The organism is Treponema sp. Marseille-Q3903, assembly GCF_014334335.1.
Classification (GTDB): Bacteria; Spirochaetota; Spirochaetia; order Treponematales; family Treponemataceae; genus Treponema_D.
This window is the reverse complement of record NZ_JACSEU010000001.1, coordinates 2013664-2028412: the sequence shown is the minus strand read 5'-3', so window position 1 is coordinate 2028412 and position 14749 is coordinate 2013664. Positions and strand designations below refer to the sequence as shown.

Below are 14749 nucleotides of genomic sequence, written 5' to 3'. Positions count from 1 at the left end.
ATTACTTTTCTAAAACATTGATTTCGATCAGCCAGTCTTTGAGAGCATCGTTCCAGTGGAATTCTTTCATAAAGTCGTTGTTGAGCATTCCAAATCCGTGCTTGCCCCATGGATAAACTGCGAGGCGGCAGTTTTGAATGTTTTTTGATTTGCACGCTGCATACAGGCGTTTTGCGTTTTCTGGGATAACTACGTGGTCATCTTCGCAGACTACTATGTAAGACGGTGGCATATTGTCAGGAATATTGAGTTCAATAGAAAACTCATCTTTTCGCTTTTGAGTCTGTTTTTTTTTGCCGTATCCGAGCAAACTGTTTCTTGACCAACGGTGTGCAATATCGTCTTGCATCGAAACTACAGGATAGATTGCCATGATATAATCAGGTCTGAGGCTTACATCAGTTTTAATTCCGATTTTTTCGAGTTCGTTGTGAGTTTCTGCAAATGCTCCACTCATCGCCGCAAGGTGACCTCCTGCAGAATATCCGATTACACCAAGTTTGTTTTTATCGACTCCAAATTCGTCAGCATTTTCACGGATAATCTGAATCGCTCTTTGAACATCTTCAAGCTGCGCCGGATGATTATATAGGCTTTCGTTGGTCCTGTATTTGAGAGTAAAAGCGGTTATTCCGTTTTCGCTAAACCATTTTGATGAACAATATCCTTCGTTGTACAGCCCAAGATGATGATAACTTCCGCCGGGGCATACAATCACGACTGGAACTTTTGCATCTGCACGTGCATCTGAGTTGAGAGCTTTGTGCATAAACATAACCGAATACTCTTTCTCCATTCCTTTTACATTTCGCCACAGATAAATTGTTTTATCCTGAGCATATAGCGCAAACGCAACTGCAAAAGTCAAAAAAAATAAAAAAAACATTCGCTTCATGCTGCAAAATATACCACAATAAAAGATAAAAAAACACCGCATGAAAAAATGATTTTGTATATAAAAAAATCAAAAAGTGTGATATCTATTTAATTATGAATAAATTGAAAGGAATTATTTTTGATATGGACGGCGTTATTCTTGATACGGAATCAATCTCCGACAAGACATGGCGTAAAGCGGCTATTGAATTCGGTATAACTGTCACAGAGGAACAGATCAATAAATGCCGTGGCTCTAATCTCAACGATACGGTCAGAATTCTAAAAAACTTTTACGGTGAAAACTTTGACTCAGAAAAATTTCTTGAACGCACTTCTGTTTTTTTTCATCAGATTGAAAAGGAGCGCGGCATTCCTCTGATGTATTATGCGAGGGAGATCCTCGAATACCTTTCGCCGAAATACAAAATTGCGCTTGCGTCTTCTACTCGTGGGGCTTCTGTGGAAAGACAGTTGACTGCTGTTGGACTGATTGATTTTTTTAAAATCAGAATAACTGGAGACCTCGTTGAGCACAGCAAACCGGACCCGGAAATTTATTTGCGCGCATGTAAAATGATTGGACTTGAACCAGAAGAATGCACTGCGGTTGAAGACAGCTATAATGGTATCAAAAGCGCTTTTTCGGCTGGGTTAAAAACAATCATGGTGCCTGACAAAATTCAGCCTGATGAAGCGATAAAAAAAATGTGCTGGAGGATTTCCTCTACGCTTGAAGAATTGAAAGAATATTTGTAAAAAAAGCTGAAACACGTTGAGCCCGCTCGTTTCGGCAGACTGCCATCGTGACTTTTGTTTTTGCTACCTAAAGTTTTATCTTTCCATTCGACATATCTTTCAATTTTTCCGCAAGGATGAGGAATTCGTCTTTGCGGATTTCGCCTTTTATCAAAATGTCAGTCATAAAATCTTCCGCAAGATTGTAGATATGGAACTGTTCAAGCGCAATTTTAATAGCCTTGTAGAGAGAATAATCTGTTGAAAAGCAAAACTGAAGTTTTTCCACGAGTTCTTCAAAGGCGTTTTGTTCGTCTGCCGTCTGAATAACTTTTTTTGCTCCTCCCGAATATGCTTTTACAAGTCCCCCTGTTCCAAGCAGCGTTCCTCCGAACCATCGTGTAACAGAGAGCAACGTGTTTGTGCATTTTCTGCCTTTCAATATGTCGAGAACAGGTCTGCCCGCCGTGCCTGAAGGTTCCCCATCGTCGCTCATTCCCATCACTTCACCGTTTTGTCCGATTATAAAAGCGTGGACTACGTGCGACGCATCCGGATATTTAATTTTTTGTGATTTTATTATTTCTCGCGCATCGGCTTGAGTGCCGCACGGAAAAAGTTCCGAGAGAAATAGAGAGCCTTTTATTTTTTCTTCAGATTGAATTTGTTTTGTAAGAATATCCATCAAACAATACTCGCTACTTTAATTGTTTTTTTGCCAAGCATTATTTTTCTGTTGGTCAATCTTTATTTTGCTGAATATCGACTGTTTGAACTTCTTTTGCAGATATGCGAACGCCTCTTGCTTTTAGAGATTTTTCTTCAAAATCGCCTGCCTTGAAAACTTCTTTTAAGATTTTTACGCGTGCTTTTTTTACGTAGTTCAACTGGAATAAGAAAGTCTTACGTGTATCGATGTGGAGAACTTCCATCCCTTCAGGTGCAAAAAAGTAGTCGCGATTCATTATGTATGCAAGAATCTTGCACCGTTTGATGTATACAAACTTAGTTTCAGGGTCGCGGTATAGGATTGTGAACAGTACTTTATTTAGGCTTTCCTTATCGGCAAATCCGCAGTAACGCATTTCGGGGCCTACGAACAGTTTGTCAGGTGTCTCGGAAACTGAATAGATTCCGCTTTTTCGGACATAGAGGATTTTGTCAAAAGGGGTGACTTTGAACAGTTCCGCACCGCCTGAAACCCCGATTCCAAGATATCCTGTTTTTTCGTCGTATTTTAGAGCTTGGTCGCGTTTTGTCACAGCCTTTACATCAACTGCATCGATATTCGCAATCTTTGTGCGGCGCTTTATATATTCCGTGTTGAGTTTTTTTTCAATCGCTTCGAGCCAGCCGATAGCATAATCTACAAGGTGTTTTAGCAGCCTGTTTATCTCTTTGATTCGATTGTTGATTGCGGTCACTTCTTGCTTGTTTTTGCTGATATCGTAGAGAGAAATTCTTCTGATTGGGATTCTCAAAAGATGATCAATGTCGTCATCATTGATTTCACGAATCAGTTCGGCCTTAAACGGCTTAAATCCGTCTTTTACAGCTTTATTTACGCCTTCTTCTGTCTTTTGTGTTTCGATTTTTTTGTAGATACGTTCTTCGACAAATATTCTTTCAAGTGTGCGAAGATGGAGTTTTTCCATCAAATCTTCTTTTTCAATTTCGAGCTCTCGTTTGAGTATTCCTACAAGCTGTTTTGAATGATGTTCAATAACTTGCGTGCATGTCATCTGAACAGGCATGTTGTCTTTTATTACAAGCAGATTGCAGTAAATTGTTTTTTCGCATTCAGTAAATGCGTAAAGGGCGTCTACAACGTCTTTTGTGTAAACACCGCGCTGAAGTTTAATTTCTATATTTACTTTGTCTGAAGTGTAGTCCTGAATTGAAGAAGCCTTGATTTTTCCGTTTTTTACGGCTTTTTCAATCGAATCGCACAAACTTTCTGTAGTTGAACCGTAAGGCAGCTCTGTGATGACGATTTTTTTATCATCGCTCGTGTCCATCTTCGCTCGAGCGACGATTTTTCCAAGCCCATCCTGATAGTCGCTGACATCTATAAGTCCGCCTGTTGAAAAGTCAGGGTAAAGCTTAAATTTTTCGCCACGCAGGCACTTTTTTTCTGCTTCGATTACTTCGTGGATATTGTGGCTTAAAATGTACGTGCTCATGCCGACCGCAATACCTTCGGCTCCGAGTATCAAAACTAAAGGCAGTTTTGCCTGGAAAAAAACAGGTTCGACATCTCTGCCGTCATAAGTGTCGACATATTTTGTGATTCTCGGATTTGTATTTAATATATCGCGTGTGATAGAACGAAGCCTGCATTCAATGTAACGAGGGGCAGACGCTCCGTCTCCTGTGTACAAGTTTCCGAAGTTTCCCTGCTTATCTATGAAAAGCTCTTTATTTGCAAGATTTACAAGAGCAGCGTAAATAGAGGCGTCCCCGTGAGGGTGATATGCCATAACTTTTCCGCAAACGTTTGCAACTTTTGTAAAACGTCCGTCATCAGTTTTTATGAGTGTATGGATTATTCTCCGTTGAACAGGTTTTAAACCGTCAGTGATTTCAGGAATTGCACGATCACGAATTACGTAACTCGCATACTGAATAAAGTTAGAATCAAATAGATTTTTTACATAAGCCATTTAGAATTTCCCCAAAAAAAGACAGAATGTTCCGAATCTGTCAAATACCCTTTACAATTATAAAGTATAAACTTGCGAGTTTCAAGAATAGAGAATTTATGAGCAGAAAAGGAAGAGTTGCAAAACAGCTGAATGAGACAATTAAGATTTATTTGTGATTCGTTCCAAAAGCTCAATCAGCTCTCTATAATTCTTTCGTACAGATTTTCGGTGCGCCGATTGTATAAAGTCGAGTTCATATCTGAACAATTTGTCTTTTCCTGAGACTGGCATGTATAATAATTTTGTCTGCGAATAGTAGTGCTCTATGCAGCCTCTCGGAAGAATGTAAACGTTTGCGGCTTCTGCGGCGGCAAGTATGAATGTGGCGAGGTTTTTTATCAATGGAAGTGTTTTTGCAGTTACCTTAGATAAATATTTTGAAAGTTCATCTCCGGCTGTATTCACTCCTTGAAGAAGAACTGTTTTGTATGTGTCTACATTTTCTGCATTTTCGTGCTTTTCTTGTAAAAGATATAGTTTTTCAAAAAAAGTTTGAAGTTTTGCCGAACAGTTTTTGTCATACTCCGGCAATTCTTGTCCGATGTTCACAAGATAACGTTCAAGTCTGTATATCAGTTTTTCAAGGGTGATTTCCTGTGCGATTTCCTTCTGGCTGAAAATCTGTCTGTAAAAACTTTCCTGTTTTTCTTTTTGTTTTTCAAGCCAGCCTACGACTCGTTGATCTTTGCAAAAGACATCTCTCAACTTTCCGCTGAAAAGGGAATCTAAATCTGTTATAATTCGTCCGTTCGTCCCTATCAGCGAGCACACTTTGCAGAAAACCCCGAGTTCGTCTTTTCCACCAACATCTATGATTCCGGTTCCGGCTGCGCTGTACTCATCTTCTATATAGCCAAGTAGATACGAAAACATCTGCTGGTCTGTGTATCCTTCTACGAAAATCTGGTTGTCTGAAAAGAAAAACTGTTTGTGATATGTGTTGAATCTCGGTAAAAACCTGCGGAACAATGCGTCATCATCTTCTGAAAGCTCTTCGATGCTCGTCGGGACTTTGTTTACGTGACAGCATACAACTCCGATTAAATCTTCAGGAGTTCTCAAGTCTATAAAGTATGGGCTGTGAGATATCAAAAAAAACATTCGTCTGCTTGTGTGTAAAACTTGTTTTTTTATCTCGTTCATAAAAAAAGTCTCAAATTGAGGGTGAAGGTGAAGTTCAGGTTCATCTATAAAAAGGCAGTCATCTGAATCTGAATCGTAAAGTGTCACAAGGAGGCTTATTATTTCTCGAAGCCCGTGGCATTCGGCGTCTTCAAGAGTGTATTCAACGTTCCAAGCTTTGTTCTCGACTATCGGAATCATCGTTTTGTCGATGTTCTCTATCATTTTTATAGATTTTGCGAACATGCTCGAAAGAACTTTTTCAATTTTTTCGCGGATTTTTTCGCTGTTTCGTAAAATCACTATCTGATTGTTGTACTGTCTGTCGGCTTTTAAAAAACGAACTCTGTAGCCTGCAGATTTAAATTGTTCTGCGAGGCTCGAGGCTAGAATAGTTTTACCCGAACCGTTCGGTCCCACTATCAGATTTATATTTGACCAGTTTGATTTTCTAAAAACAGATTTTCCCCAAAGGAACGGGATTTTTACTTTTGTCGCAACTTCAATCATGCGCTTATTATATCATGACTTTTCATTACAGGCACTCACGGAAAGACTTCCTCAATCTCATTCTATATGCTCATATCTTTAATAATTCTCTTTCATCCATAAAAAATTATCGGCGATTTTTTGCCAGCGCGGGTTTTTCTTGTGCGGAACGCAATCTTCCTGCCAGTACCACCAAAAATAACCGCCGATGTACCGGTCGTTGTACGGCTTCATGCGGTAATAAGCGTCAGCCTGCGCATTAAAAGACCTGCCGATGCTGTGCGGATTTGCAAAGCCGCATTCGCCGAATCCCAAAAGCGAATTCGGGAACATCTTATATAAATTGTCAAACATATCGTCCCAATCTTCGTGCAAGCCTTCGTTGTCTTTGTCGTAATAACTGACCAATACGTAATCGAGAGCGTTTTTCATATCGGAGGGGATAAACTTTTCAAGCCATTCTTCCATCGTCATGCTTTGGCTGCCGGGCTTAAACATATAGGCTGTAAGTGCAGCAGTAAAGCCGCGCTCGTGCACATACTTCCATGCCGCATAAGCTTTCCGTCCTGTCAGCTCATCCGTTCCTCCGAGCCACCCTTCACCGTTAATTTCATTTCCGACTTCCCAAATATCGGTATAAGGCGCAAGGTGTTCGACGCAGTCCGCAAAGCGCGCCGTATAGGATTCGACGGTTTCATAAAGTTTCATGTCGAATGAATCGCACGGGCAAAGCAAAATGTAAGAAACTTCGTGAAGCTTCGCCAGAAGCGGAGCTAAATCCTCATGGTTTGCGCCGGCGTCGATGACAACTCGGGCTGTCGGTTTTACGGGCAGTGCCTTTACGGCATCGATGATTTTGCTTATCGAAGACGCTGAAAGTGCATCAAGCGTTATTCCGTACAGCGGAGAATGGATTTTCGGCGTTTGAGCATGTATGCCGAGCGTAGAAAAAATCAGCATAAAAACAGTAAGAAAATAAAACGGTTTGCGAATCATACGGTAATAATAGCACGGATTTATATTTGACCAGTTTGATTTTCTAAAAACAGATTTTCCCCAGAGAAACGGGATTTTTACTTTTGTTGCAACTTCAATCATGTGTTTATTATACCATGATTTTACATTATGCTTGCAAGGGACTTGTGACCGTTGATTTCCAGTATTCCATTTTGCGGTACGTAAACCGGCGCATGCTTATGGCAAATTTTTATACATTTTCTGCAACCGACGCATTTATTTTGATCAATCCGTATCTTTCTTATATCTGCCATAAGCATATTAAAAATTTACATTCTTTTTTGTTTTCAGCATTCGTCTTCTCTCAGTATTTTCTCGTACTGTAAGCATAGGAATTTCGATTTTTGATATACATACTTTTATCCTGTCTTGTAGCGCAAATAGTCTGGTCTCATGTAGAGCCGATACGCATTCAATAACCCCTTTTTCAGCGGATTACATCTGCATCAGTCCACTTACAATAGCGAGAAATCCTATTACTATACAAGCATAACAAACAAATTTGTTATTGTTTGAATTTCTTTTTTTGAATAACAACACTGCTCCAACAAGGATTAGCAACAATCCAAACAATACACTTCCCAAATACAATTCTGATGCCATTCCATCAAGAAAATTGTCCACTGTTTCTTCTATTTTTTGTTCCATTATAAAACCTCCATCTTATTTATTTTTTTCATCAAAAATATCGAACACAAGATACCAATCATTACCATTGCCGCTGCTAACACATACATCGCTGCTCGATTAGGGTTTGCATTTACCACAATATTACACATTAACGAAGCAAGGAAAACTGCAGAAATAATAGTTGTCGGCACTGATTTTTTGATAAATCCGATTCCTACTGCTATCACTCCGATAGTTGCAGCTATCGCTGACATCAATATGGTATTTTCAACAATGTTCAAGATAATAGAAACTGTAAAGTTGTTTCCTACAAGATGAATGAAATTTTCAGTGATACCGAATATCAAAAAAACAATAAAGTTACAGACAACCATTGATATAATCGTAAATCCACACACAATCAAAAGTTTGGATAACACAACCTTTTTTCGACTTACCGGATAGGAAAAAAGTAAAATAGGTCGCTTACCCGAATAATCTTCAATAACAAACCTGCAATACATCACTGCAGACATCACACAAAATACTGCCATGTTAAAAACACAAAATAGAGAAATAAGATTATCATATCCTGCAAAAATTGCCATGTCTTTATCATCCGGCTCTATCAAAGGGGCATATGCAAAAAGAAAAAGGAAACCAATCATCGTAATCGCTATGATAATATCCGCTAAGATATAAGTGTTGATGTTATTCTTTTTTAATTCCAATCTAATCAGCGTTTTCATTTTCTTTTCTCCCTATCATAATATCCATAAAATACTCTTCCAGACCTGATGGATACTCTACCTTCACCTTATCCATCGAGACCTCTCTCACTATCGTTCCGTTGACAATAACCCCTATTGTATCCGCAATATGCTCTATTTCTGTCAAAATATGACTGGAAATCAGTAATGTCATACCCTCTGTTTTTGCAAGGTACAAAAATAAGTCCCTCATTTCCTTAATTCCCATAGGATCCAGTCCGTTAATCGGCTCATCCAGAATCAATAGTTGTGGTTTATGGATAATTGCTCTTGCAATCGCTAAACGCTGACGCATCCCCAAGGAAAAAGTAGATACCGGCTGAACACCAATATCCTTTAATCCGACTTTTGACAAGACATCCTCTACATTCCCACCTTCCTTGCCCATGTAGGCAAGATGCATATGCAAATTTTCTGCTGCCGACAAATGTTCATAAAAAATGGGAGTTTCTATCAAAGTACCAATCTGTGATAACATATCACTCGGTGTTGAAAGATTATCTATTCCAAACATTTGTAATTTTCCCATAGTCGGTGTAAGAAGTCCTGAGAGAAGTTTGAATACCGTTGTTTTCCCCGCTCCGTTCGCACCTAAAAAACCATAAATCGTACCTTTTTCTACATGCATATTACAAGCTTTAATTACTTCCTTACCGCCAAAAGTTTTTGTCAGGTTATTTGTTTCTATAATGAAATGATGATTCATCGGTCTTATCCTCCTTTGGATATAATTTTTGCAATAGCTCCAACGATTTTTCAATAAGTTCATCACTGAATACATCGATGCCTATCGACTTCATCATATATTGTAAAAATCCGAGTCTCGAGGATAACTTCTCACCATCACAATCAAAAACAGCCGGATCACACCACACATTGAGCAATAGCATAAAAACTTCCGCACATTCATCCGGAAAATCTGTAACGATAGAGCCATCTTGTATTCCTCTCTTAATAATTTTTGAAACAAAGTTAGAATCCTTATTGACACAAGATTGCATGTAGGATAGGACAAACTCTGCACTTTTCATGCGTACACTCATTGCATCATCTAAATAATGTGCTTCCTGATTCTCGATATTTTTCTCCAAAATAAGTTGCAACTGTTCTTTTCCACTCAAAAACCGGGTCTCTTCCATAAAGTTTTCTATTGTACCCTTTACACTTTGTTCCTGCTTCTCCATAACAGATTTGATAATTTCATCCTTCGATTTAAAATGATGATAAATAGCCCCCTTGGATATTCCGGCAGCTGTTGCAATATCCATCATGCTGGTCTTATCGAATCCCATTTGTAAAAACAGCTTCGCTGATGCGGATAAAATAGCCTCAATGGTAGCCTTTGCATTATATTCTTTCGCCATAGCTGATACACCTTTTTATTAAATTCCGACCGTTCGGTTTTTTTTAAAATATCTTTTATCTGTTATTTTGTCAAGAGCTTTTATAAATTATTCTCTCACCTTTCTTTTAGCTTCCTCATATACCTATAATTGTACTCCCGCTTCTTTTCTCTCTTTTTCCTTAGTTTTTCCAATTCCTCAAGTTCTTCTTTTACAGGCTCTTTTTTCGGCATTTCAAACTTACCAATAAAATTTAAGTATATTTCAACTTCCTGTGTCCTCTCATAGTTTGCCTATTTCCCTATTTTTATATAATCCTACTCTTGTGTTTTAAATTTTTATCTACCAAAGGCTCAATAAAACAAAACTCTTAAACATATCCCCCAAATAAAAAGAGCCGGTGCAGTCCTAAGGCCACACCGACAATAGACCTATCTTTCAGCTTCTTTCGATATTTTATTCTTTTCTTTAGATATTTCTCTTTCTTCACTCCGATGTTTCTTAATTGAACCAATCACCGATTCCTTTTCCTTTTTAGTTTTATTTCTCCCCATATACTCATTCATATTGTTTTTCAGATGTTCCAATTCATCATATTCAACTGATAATGAATTATGTTTCTTCATAATCTCCTCTTGTTTATCCTGCAAATTCTTAAAATACTCGTTTAATTTCCTGAAAATATTTTTACTTGATTTTGTCTTCAACTCTCCTACTACTACATGCCTCACTTGTGTACCGGCTTCCGGCATCACTGTGAATTATCACTCCTGAATGCGGCTTTCTCATCTCGAAGGCTGCATTCAGAGCAGAAATACAAAGCTCTTCTTTCATGTTTGTGTCCATTGCAAGACTTATTATTTCGCCTCCGAAACAGTCATCAAACTGCTATCAGGAATTACACCGGATGAATCAACATACAGTAACCAGAGTCCGTAAGTAACAGAGACAAGTGCAAGCAGTCCAAAACGAGCAGGAATAATTATCAGCAGGCTGAATATAATGCACGAAGCTGAATTTATTATGATGCCACTTATACATGTATAAGAATTTATAGTGATATCATCTGAGAACAGCCTTACTAGCTCAAAGCAGTTAGAGAGTAATAATAGAAAAATAGCGACAATACAAAAAAACTGCATTTCTTTTTATTATTTTTTGAATATAAATTTAATGACATTTTATCTGTAATTGAATCATATACTGCCAGCCTGAGCGTATCAAACAAATATTCTCTTTGAAATATGACTTTTTTTTACCCGAATATGACCTTTTTATGACTTTATTTTCTCTAATCGTGATATAGAATTATTGCAGGGTACATAAATCTGTAAGAGAGAGGGTTATTGATGAAAAAGATTATTTTAACATGGTTTATAATTACCGGTACTGCAATTTTTTTTCAGGCTGCAATACAGGAAATTCAATTTCTCCTGAAAGGCAATTAGTTTCTGATAAAGAAATTTCCGTAAGCTGGAATGATACCTCTGATACAATAAACGCATTCGAAGCGAAAGTCAGTGTATACAGTATGAACAGCCGCAGAGACACTTCCCTGAACCTAACATCGCAATACCATTTAGCTGCTAAATTAATTAATGATGAACAGTATGTAAGATTAGACATGCTTAATCAAAGCCCTGATGGACGTTTCAGATCCGTTATTTCTAATGATAAGGAAATGATTATGTTTGACAGCGCTTCCAATGAGATTCAGCAGAGAATTCCACTTGAAGCAGCTCCAGATGATTTAGCATTTATGGGATATGGATTAGGTTTTGGAAAAGTAAATCTGGATTCCATAAAGAAAGAGGCAACAAGACTTAATTTTGATATCACAGAAGATAAAAAGAATTCAAGCCTTACCCTGTCGCTTCCGAATGAATTATTCACATCTGAATTCGAAAAAAGAATATCTACACGGGTTTCGTTTGACTCTGCAGCAGACGTACTTACAGAAATGGAAACCGTTGCTGTTAAAAATGACGGAGCGACAGTTACAACTTCAGCCGAATATGTATACCAGAAATGTGGTGATGAATATGTCAAAGTCGGAATGATTACAAAAATTGTTACAGATTATGAAAAAAGAATCGAAGGAATTCCTGAAGATACAGAATATTTTAAAACTATTGATGATATTCCTGAAATTTCAGAAGAAGATTTCAATAAAATGAAAGAAAACGGAAATATCTTTGAAGAACCGTCAGTTAAATTTGGAGACCCCGGGGACCTGAGTTGTATTGAGACAATTGTAGAAGTTTATGAAGATGTCGAAGTTAATAAAACAGAAGATTCTGTATTTAAGCTCTTAGGAAATTTTTAGGAGGAAACGCTAAATGACAAAAAGAAATGTTTATAGTTTATTGATTGCTGCCTTCTGCTTCAGCAGCAGTAGTATATCTGTGGCTGCCCCGGGAATAGGTAATAAAGTTTCCGGATTATCAGATAAAAATTACCGTGAATTCAGCGGATTCAGTTTTGATGCCATTCCTTCTTCAGAGCATAAAGAATCCCTTAAGGTCAGGGTAAATAGTGAAATAGATTATGTAATTCAGGATGACATAGAAAAAGGACATACAGACCGTTATGCCATAGTCGGACATAGTCAGGGAGGAATCAGAGTGCTTGCATACGCCGCAATGCTTGAGCGAAGAATAAATGATCCATATTTGACTTTGCAGGAGAGAGAGGAAGCAAGAGCAAATTATGAAAGATTAAGAGCTGTAATTACAATTTCCGGTATTGATAAGGGACTGAAAGCTTTGGAAAATAATTTCAGTACTTTAAAAGCAAAAGCAACCGAAGACGGAAATATCTGGCTGAACGGAATTCATGGAGTTGCTAAAATCACAATAGTAACTACACTCATTGAAAAATATGTAATGAATAAAATCGGAATCAGTTCTGCCGGGGATATTGTAGATAAGATTGATTATATCTATCCGGGATTTGCAAACAGCTATATAAAACAAGGCTGGAATTCTGCAAGTTATCCGGTAATTGCTGAAATATATGATATGGTTCCCGGTTCTGCTTTCATTAGGGAAAATGTTTCAGATACCACTTCTGTTACATATAAAAAACAAACAGGTACACGGAAATACACAAGATGGGAAAGAGTAAGCTGGTGCTGGTGGTGGTGGGTGACTCATGAAGAACCGGTATACACTACATATACGGCATATAAAGATAATCCTAAATTTTCAGGAAAATTACCTGTCGGCTATATTGTTGGAACCAACAGCAATACTTTAAGCCTTGCCAGCGATAAAGAACAGATAATACGTTCTTACTGTAAAACAGCCTCAAACGTATTTGAAACTGCCCAGATATTAAATCATGTCAGAACATATTTAGCGTTCGGATTTCTGACCGGACACTATAATGCATACAGGGATTGCTGTACCGCAAGAGACTGGTTTTGTAATGTTGACGGAGAACTGAATGAACTGAAAGGGTCAGCAGAGAATGATGGTCTTGTAGCAAAAGAGAATCAGTTTTTTCCGAAACAGTTTTATAATCCTGCTACAGGGAAATATGAAGAAGTTCACTCAAACGTATTGGGGAAAAAGCCAAAAGGGTATGTTGAAATCTATAAGAACCACAGGGATATTAATTGCGAGGAAACATTCAATGATGTTGTCTTTCCTATGCTCAAGGAAGCCGGTGTCATAAAAAAATAATTAAAACCGGCCGCCTGCATAATGCACTACAGGCAGCTGCCGTAAAGGAGACTTCTTATGAAAGTAAAAACTTTAATCATCATACCTCTGATAATGATGACCTTGTCATGCAGATTTAATTTTTCTAAAGAAGTAAAAAAGAAAAGGCAGCTGCCTGCCTATGAACAGGACAAGGTCTGGACATTACATACAACAGCGCATTCTAGTTCTGAATATGGACAGCAGTACGGAAGGTATTATTACATTTTTGAATACAAACGCCCGGGAAAAAATAAAGGGATATTTTATTCAAAAATAGATTTAAAATATGGAGAACGCCTGTGGAGCACTCCTGTACAGAGAACATTTTCATGTTATCCGGTCTTAATTACAAGAAACGGAAAAAATTATATTTTAATAAAAAATATAGGCTGCATTGACTGCTATGATGATGCAACAGGCTTAAAGACAACAACCATAACATATTTTGAAAATGACATTGAGAAAAACCGGACATATATAAGGGCTGATAACTGGATTCTGGTTGATGACTCGCTATACTGGCCTAATTCTCCTGATTATAATCCTCATAACACGGAAAACCCCGGAATCATAAAGTTAGATTTATCGTCAGTTGACTTTTCAGAGGGTGCGCCGGAGACCCAGTATGTTAAACCTGCGCTTGTCTGGCAGAACAGGTATGACGACCAGTCTGTAATGATGACCCCTGTGGCAAAGGATGGCGTCATTTATTTCATAACCTTCAATCAGTTTGAAAAATATGATGCCAGCATTATGGGCGCCTACGATACAAGAGCTAATACACTCAGATGGGAAAAAAAGACATATAAACTTTTCGGTTATGGATTTGTGAACATGTATATTGTAGATGACAGATTATACATACTGGAAGACCCAAGTCAGGGGTGTTACGACATTTCAACCGGTAAAACTTTATGGGAGCAGACTTTTTCTCTGGAAGAAATGAAAAAACAGATGAGTGTTGGTGCTTCAATTTACAGCGTAGGAATAACCTGGTGGAATAAAAAATTCTATTTTACAAATACTGCAGGTTATCTGTCTTCAGAAATGTCAGGAATTCCCGAGGAATTCATCACAAACATCCAGTGCATTGATGAAAACGGTAAATTCATCTGGGGAGATCTGCCGGAAGACTCCGGCTCACTGTGGACAAAGCCTGAAGTAGTAAACGGAAAATGCCTCGTCGTAGTATGGGACAGCCTGAGGGTTTATGATGCAGAGACCGGAGAAATACTCGGTGTAGATTATTCGGTAAAGAGCCTGGGGATGGATAAAAATGCCGTTTATGACGATATGTTTATCTATTTTAATCTTGATCAGGAAACTCTTACCAGTGAACTTGTTGCTATAAGACCGTAAAAGGCAAGGCAGGT

The 14749-nt window shown here is 38.1% G+C and carries 16 protein-coding genes; 4 read left to right on the top strand and 12 right to left on the bottom strand.

The annotated features are described in order from the left end of the window. Position 1: 1 nt before the first annotated feature. On the bottom strand, positions 2 to 895 hold the full coding sequence (locus H9I37_RS09185) for an alpha/beta hydrolase (protein WP_187382332.1): 894 nt from the start codon (positions 893 to 895) through the stop codon (positions 2 to 4). A 95-nt stretch (positions 896 to 990) separates the two neighbouring features. Between H9I37_RS09185 and H9I37_RS09180 the strand changes: the two genes are divergently transcribed. Then, positions 991 to 1635 carry an HAD family hydrolase gene (locus H9I37_RS09180; protein ID WP_187382331.1) on the top strand — a complete coding sequence of 215 codons (645 nt, stop codon included), beginning with the start codon at positions 991 to 993 and terminating at the stop codon, positions 1633 to 1635. A 67-nt stretch (positions 1636 to 1702) separates the two neighbouring features. On the opposite strand, the gene H9I37_RS09175 is transcribed toward H9I37_RS09180, so the two are convergent. The 11 genes from H9I37_RS09175 to H9I37_RS11660 all read right to left on the bottom strand — a co-directional run bounded on the left by H9I37_RS09175 (position 1703) and on the right by H9I37_RS11660 (position 10503). Beyond that, on the bottom strand, positions 1703 to 2299 hold the full coding sequence (locus tag H9I37_RS09175; protein WP_187382330.1) for an IMPACT family protein: 597 nt from the start codon (positions 2297 to 2299) through the stop codon (positions 1703 to 1705). 55 nt (positions 2300 to 2354) lie between these two features. Then, entirely contained in the window at positions 2355 to 4277 is a 1923-nt protein-coding gene (locus tag H9I37_RS09170; protein WP_187382329.1) for a DNA topoisomerase IV subunit A, read from the bottom strand. 141 nt (positions 4278 to 4418) lie between these two features. Next, positions 4419 to 5951: an ATP-dependent nuclease gene (locus tag H9I37_RS09165; protein WP_187382328.1), complete on the bottom strand. Its 1533-nt coding sequence runs from the start codon at positions 5949 to 5951 to the stop codon at positions 4419 to 4421. 78 nt (positions 5952 to 6029) lie between these two features. Then, positions 6030 to 7028: a glycoside hydrolase family 113 protein gene (locus H9I37_RS09160; protein WP_255422529.1), complete on the bottom strand. Its 999-nt coding sequence runs from the start codon at positions 7026 to 7028 to the stop codon at positions 6030 to 6032. A gap of 20 nt (positions 7029 to 7048) precedes the next feature. Further along, entirely contained in the window at positions 7049 to 7201 is a 153-nt protein-coding gene (locus H9I37_RS11665) for a 4Fe-4S binding protein (RefSeq protein WP_187382327.1), read from the bottom strand. Between the two features lie 181 nt (positions 7202 to 7382). Continuing rightward, complete coding sequence (locus H9I37_RS09150) at positions 7383 to 7595, bottom strand: LPXTG cell wall anchor domain-containing protein (RefSeq protein ID WP_187382326.1); 213 nt, start codon at positions 7593 to 7595, stop codon at positions 7383 to 7385. After that, the gene (locus H9I37_RS09145; RefSeq protein ID WP_187382325.1) at positions 7595 to 8305 is read right to left on the bottom strand and encodes an ABC transporter permease; all 711 of its coding nucleotides are present in this window, start codon (positions 8303 to 8305) and stop codon (positions 7595 to 7597) included. Before H9I37_RS09145 ends, H9I37_RS09150 begins: the two co-directional genes overlap by 1 nt. Further along, complete coding sequence (locus H9I37_RS09140) at positions 8289 to 9032, bottom strand: ATP-binding cassette domain-containing protein (protein WP_187382324.1); 744 nt, start codon at positions 9030 to 9032, stop codon at positions 8289 to 8291. The genes H9I37_RS09145 and H9I37_RS09140 overlap by 17 nt, the downstream gene beginning before the upstream one ends. After that, positions 9001 to 9690, bottom strand: a complete 690-nt coding sequence (locus tag H9I37_RS09135) for a TetR/AcrR family transcriptional regulator (RefSeq protein WP_187382323.1) — start codon at positions 9688 to 9690, stop codon at positions 9001 to 9003. Before H9I37_RS09135 ends, H9I37_RS09140 begins: the two co-directional genes overlap by 32 nt. Before the next feature lie 410 nt (positions 9691 to 10100). Then, a complete protein-coding gene (locus tag H9I37_RS09130; RefSeq protein ID WP_222864199.1) occupies positions 10101 to 10421 on the bottom strand; it encodes a hypothetical protein in 321 nt (106 codons plus the stop codon). Continuing rightward, entirely contained in the window at positions 10357 to 10503 is a 147-nt protein-coding gene (locus tag H9I37_RS11660) for a hypothetical protein (protein WP_370586918.1), read from the bottom strand. Before H9I37_RS11660 ends, H9I37_RS09130 begins: the two co-directional genes overlap by 65 nt. A 535-nt stretch (positions 10504 to 11038) precedes the next feature. Between H9I37_RS11660 and H9I37_RS09125 the strand changes: the two genes are divergently transcribed. Genes H9I37_RS09125 through H9I37_RS09115 form a run of 3 tightly spaced genes read left to right on the top strand, consistent with a single transcriptional unit; the run spans position 11039 to position 14735 of the window. Further along, a complete protein-coding gene (locus H9I37_RS09125; protein ID WP_187382321.1) occupies positions 11039 to 11995 on the top strand; it encodes a hypothetical protein in 957 nt (318 codons plus the stop codon). Positions 11996 to 12008: 13 nt separating this feature from the next. After that, a complete protein-coding gene (locus tag H9I37_RS09120; RefSeq protein ID WP_187382309.1) occupies positions 12009 to 13355 on the top strand; it encodes a hypothetical protein in 1347 nt (448 codons plus the stop codon). Positions 13356 to 13412: 57 nt separating this feature from the next. Continuing rightward, a complete protein-coding gene (locus H9I37_RS09115) occupies positions 13413 to 14735 on the top strand; it encodes a PQQ-binding-like beta-propeller repeat protein (RefSeq protein ID WP_187382319.1) in 1323 nt (440 codons plus the stop codon). Positions 14736 to 14749: the final 14 nt, after the last annotated feature.

What these genes read in the sequence shown, in the direction of transcription:
- H9I37_RS09185 (WP_187382332.1), bottom strand. Translation starts at nt 895, where the DNA reads ATGAAGCGAATGTTTTTTTTATTTTTTTTGACTTTTGCAGTTGCGTTT.
- H9I37_RS09180 (WP_187382331.1), top strand. Translation starts at nt 991, where the DNA reads ATGAATAAATTGAAAGGAATTATTTTTGATATGGACGGCGTTATTCTT.
- H9I37_RS09175 (WP_187382330.1), bottom strand. Translation starts at nt 2,299, where the DNA reads ATGGATATTCTTACAAAACAAATTCAATCTGAAGAAAAAATAAAAGGC.
- H9I37_RS09170 (WP_187382329.1), bottom strand. Translation starts at nt 4,277, where the DNA reads ATGGCTTATGTAAAAAATCTATTTGATTCTAACTTTATTCAGTATGCG.
- H9I37_RS09165 (WP_187382328.1), bottom strand. Translation starts at nt 5,951, where the DNA reads ATGATTGAAGTTGCGACAAAAGTAAAAATCCCGTTCCTTTGGGGAAAA.
- H9I37_RS09160 (WP_255422529.1), bottom strand. Translation starts at nt 7,028, where the DNA reads ATGATTGAAGTTGCAACAAAAGTAAAAATCCCGTTTCTCTGGGGAAAA.
- H9I37_RS11665 (WP_187382327.1), bottom strand. Translation starts at nt 7,201, where the DNA reads ATGGCAGATATAAGAAAGATACGGATTGATCAAAATAAATGCGTCGGT.
- H9I37_RS09150 (WP_187382326.1), bottom strand. Translation starts at nt 7,595, where the DNA reads ATGGAACAAAAAATAGAAGAAACAGTGGACAATTTTCTTGATGGAATG.
- H9I37_RS09145 (WP_187382325.1), bottom strand. Translation starts at nt 8,305, where the DNA reads ATGAAAACGCTGATTAGATTGGAATTAAAAAAGAATAACATCAACACT.
- H9I37_RS09140 (WP_187382324.1), bottom strand. Translation starts at nt 9,032, where the DNA reads ATGAATCATCATTTCATTATAGAAACAAATAACCTGACAAAAACTTTT.
- H9I37_RS09135 (WP_187382323.1), bottom strand. Translation starts at nt 9,690, where the DNA reads ATGGCGAAAGAATATAATGCAAAGGCTACCATTGAGGCTATTTTATCC.
- H9I37_RS09130 (WP_222864199.1), bottom strand. Translation starts at nt 10,421, where the DNA reads ATGCCGGAAGCCGGTACACAAGTGAGGCATGTAGTAGTAGGAGAGTTG.
- H9I37_RS11660 (WP_370586918.1), bottom strand. Translation starts at nt 10,503, where the DNA reads ATGAAAGAAGAGCTTTGTATTTCTGCTCTGAATGCAGCCTTCGAGATG.
- H9I37_RS09125 (WP_187382321.1), top strand. Translation starts at nt 11,039, where the DNA reads ATGGTTTATAATTACCGGTACTGCAATTTTTTTTCAGGCTGCAATACA.
- H9I37_RS09120 (WP_187382309.1), top strand. Translation starts at nt 12,009, where the DNA reads ATGACAAAAAGAAATGTTTATAGTTTATTGATTGCTGCCTTCTGCTTC.
- H9I37_RS09115 (WP_187382319.1), top strand. Translation starts at nt 13,413, where the DNA reads ATGAAAGTAAAAACTTTAATCATCATACCTCTGATAATGATGACCTTG.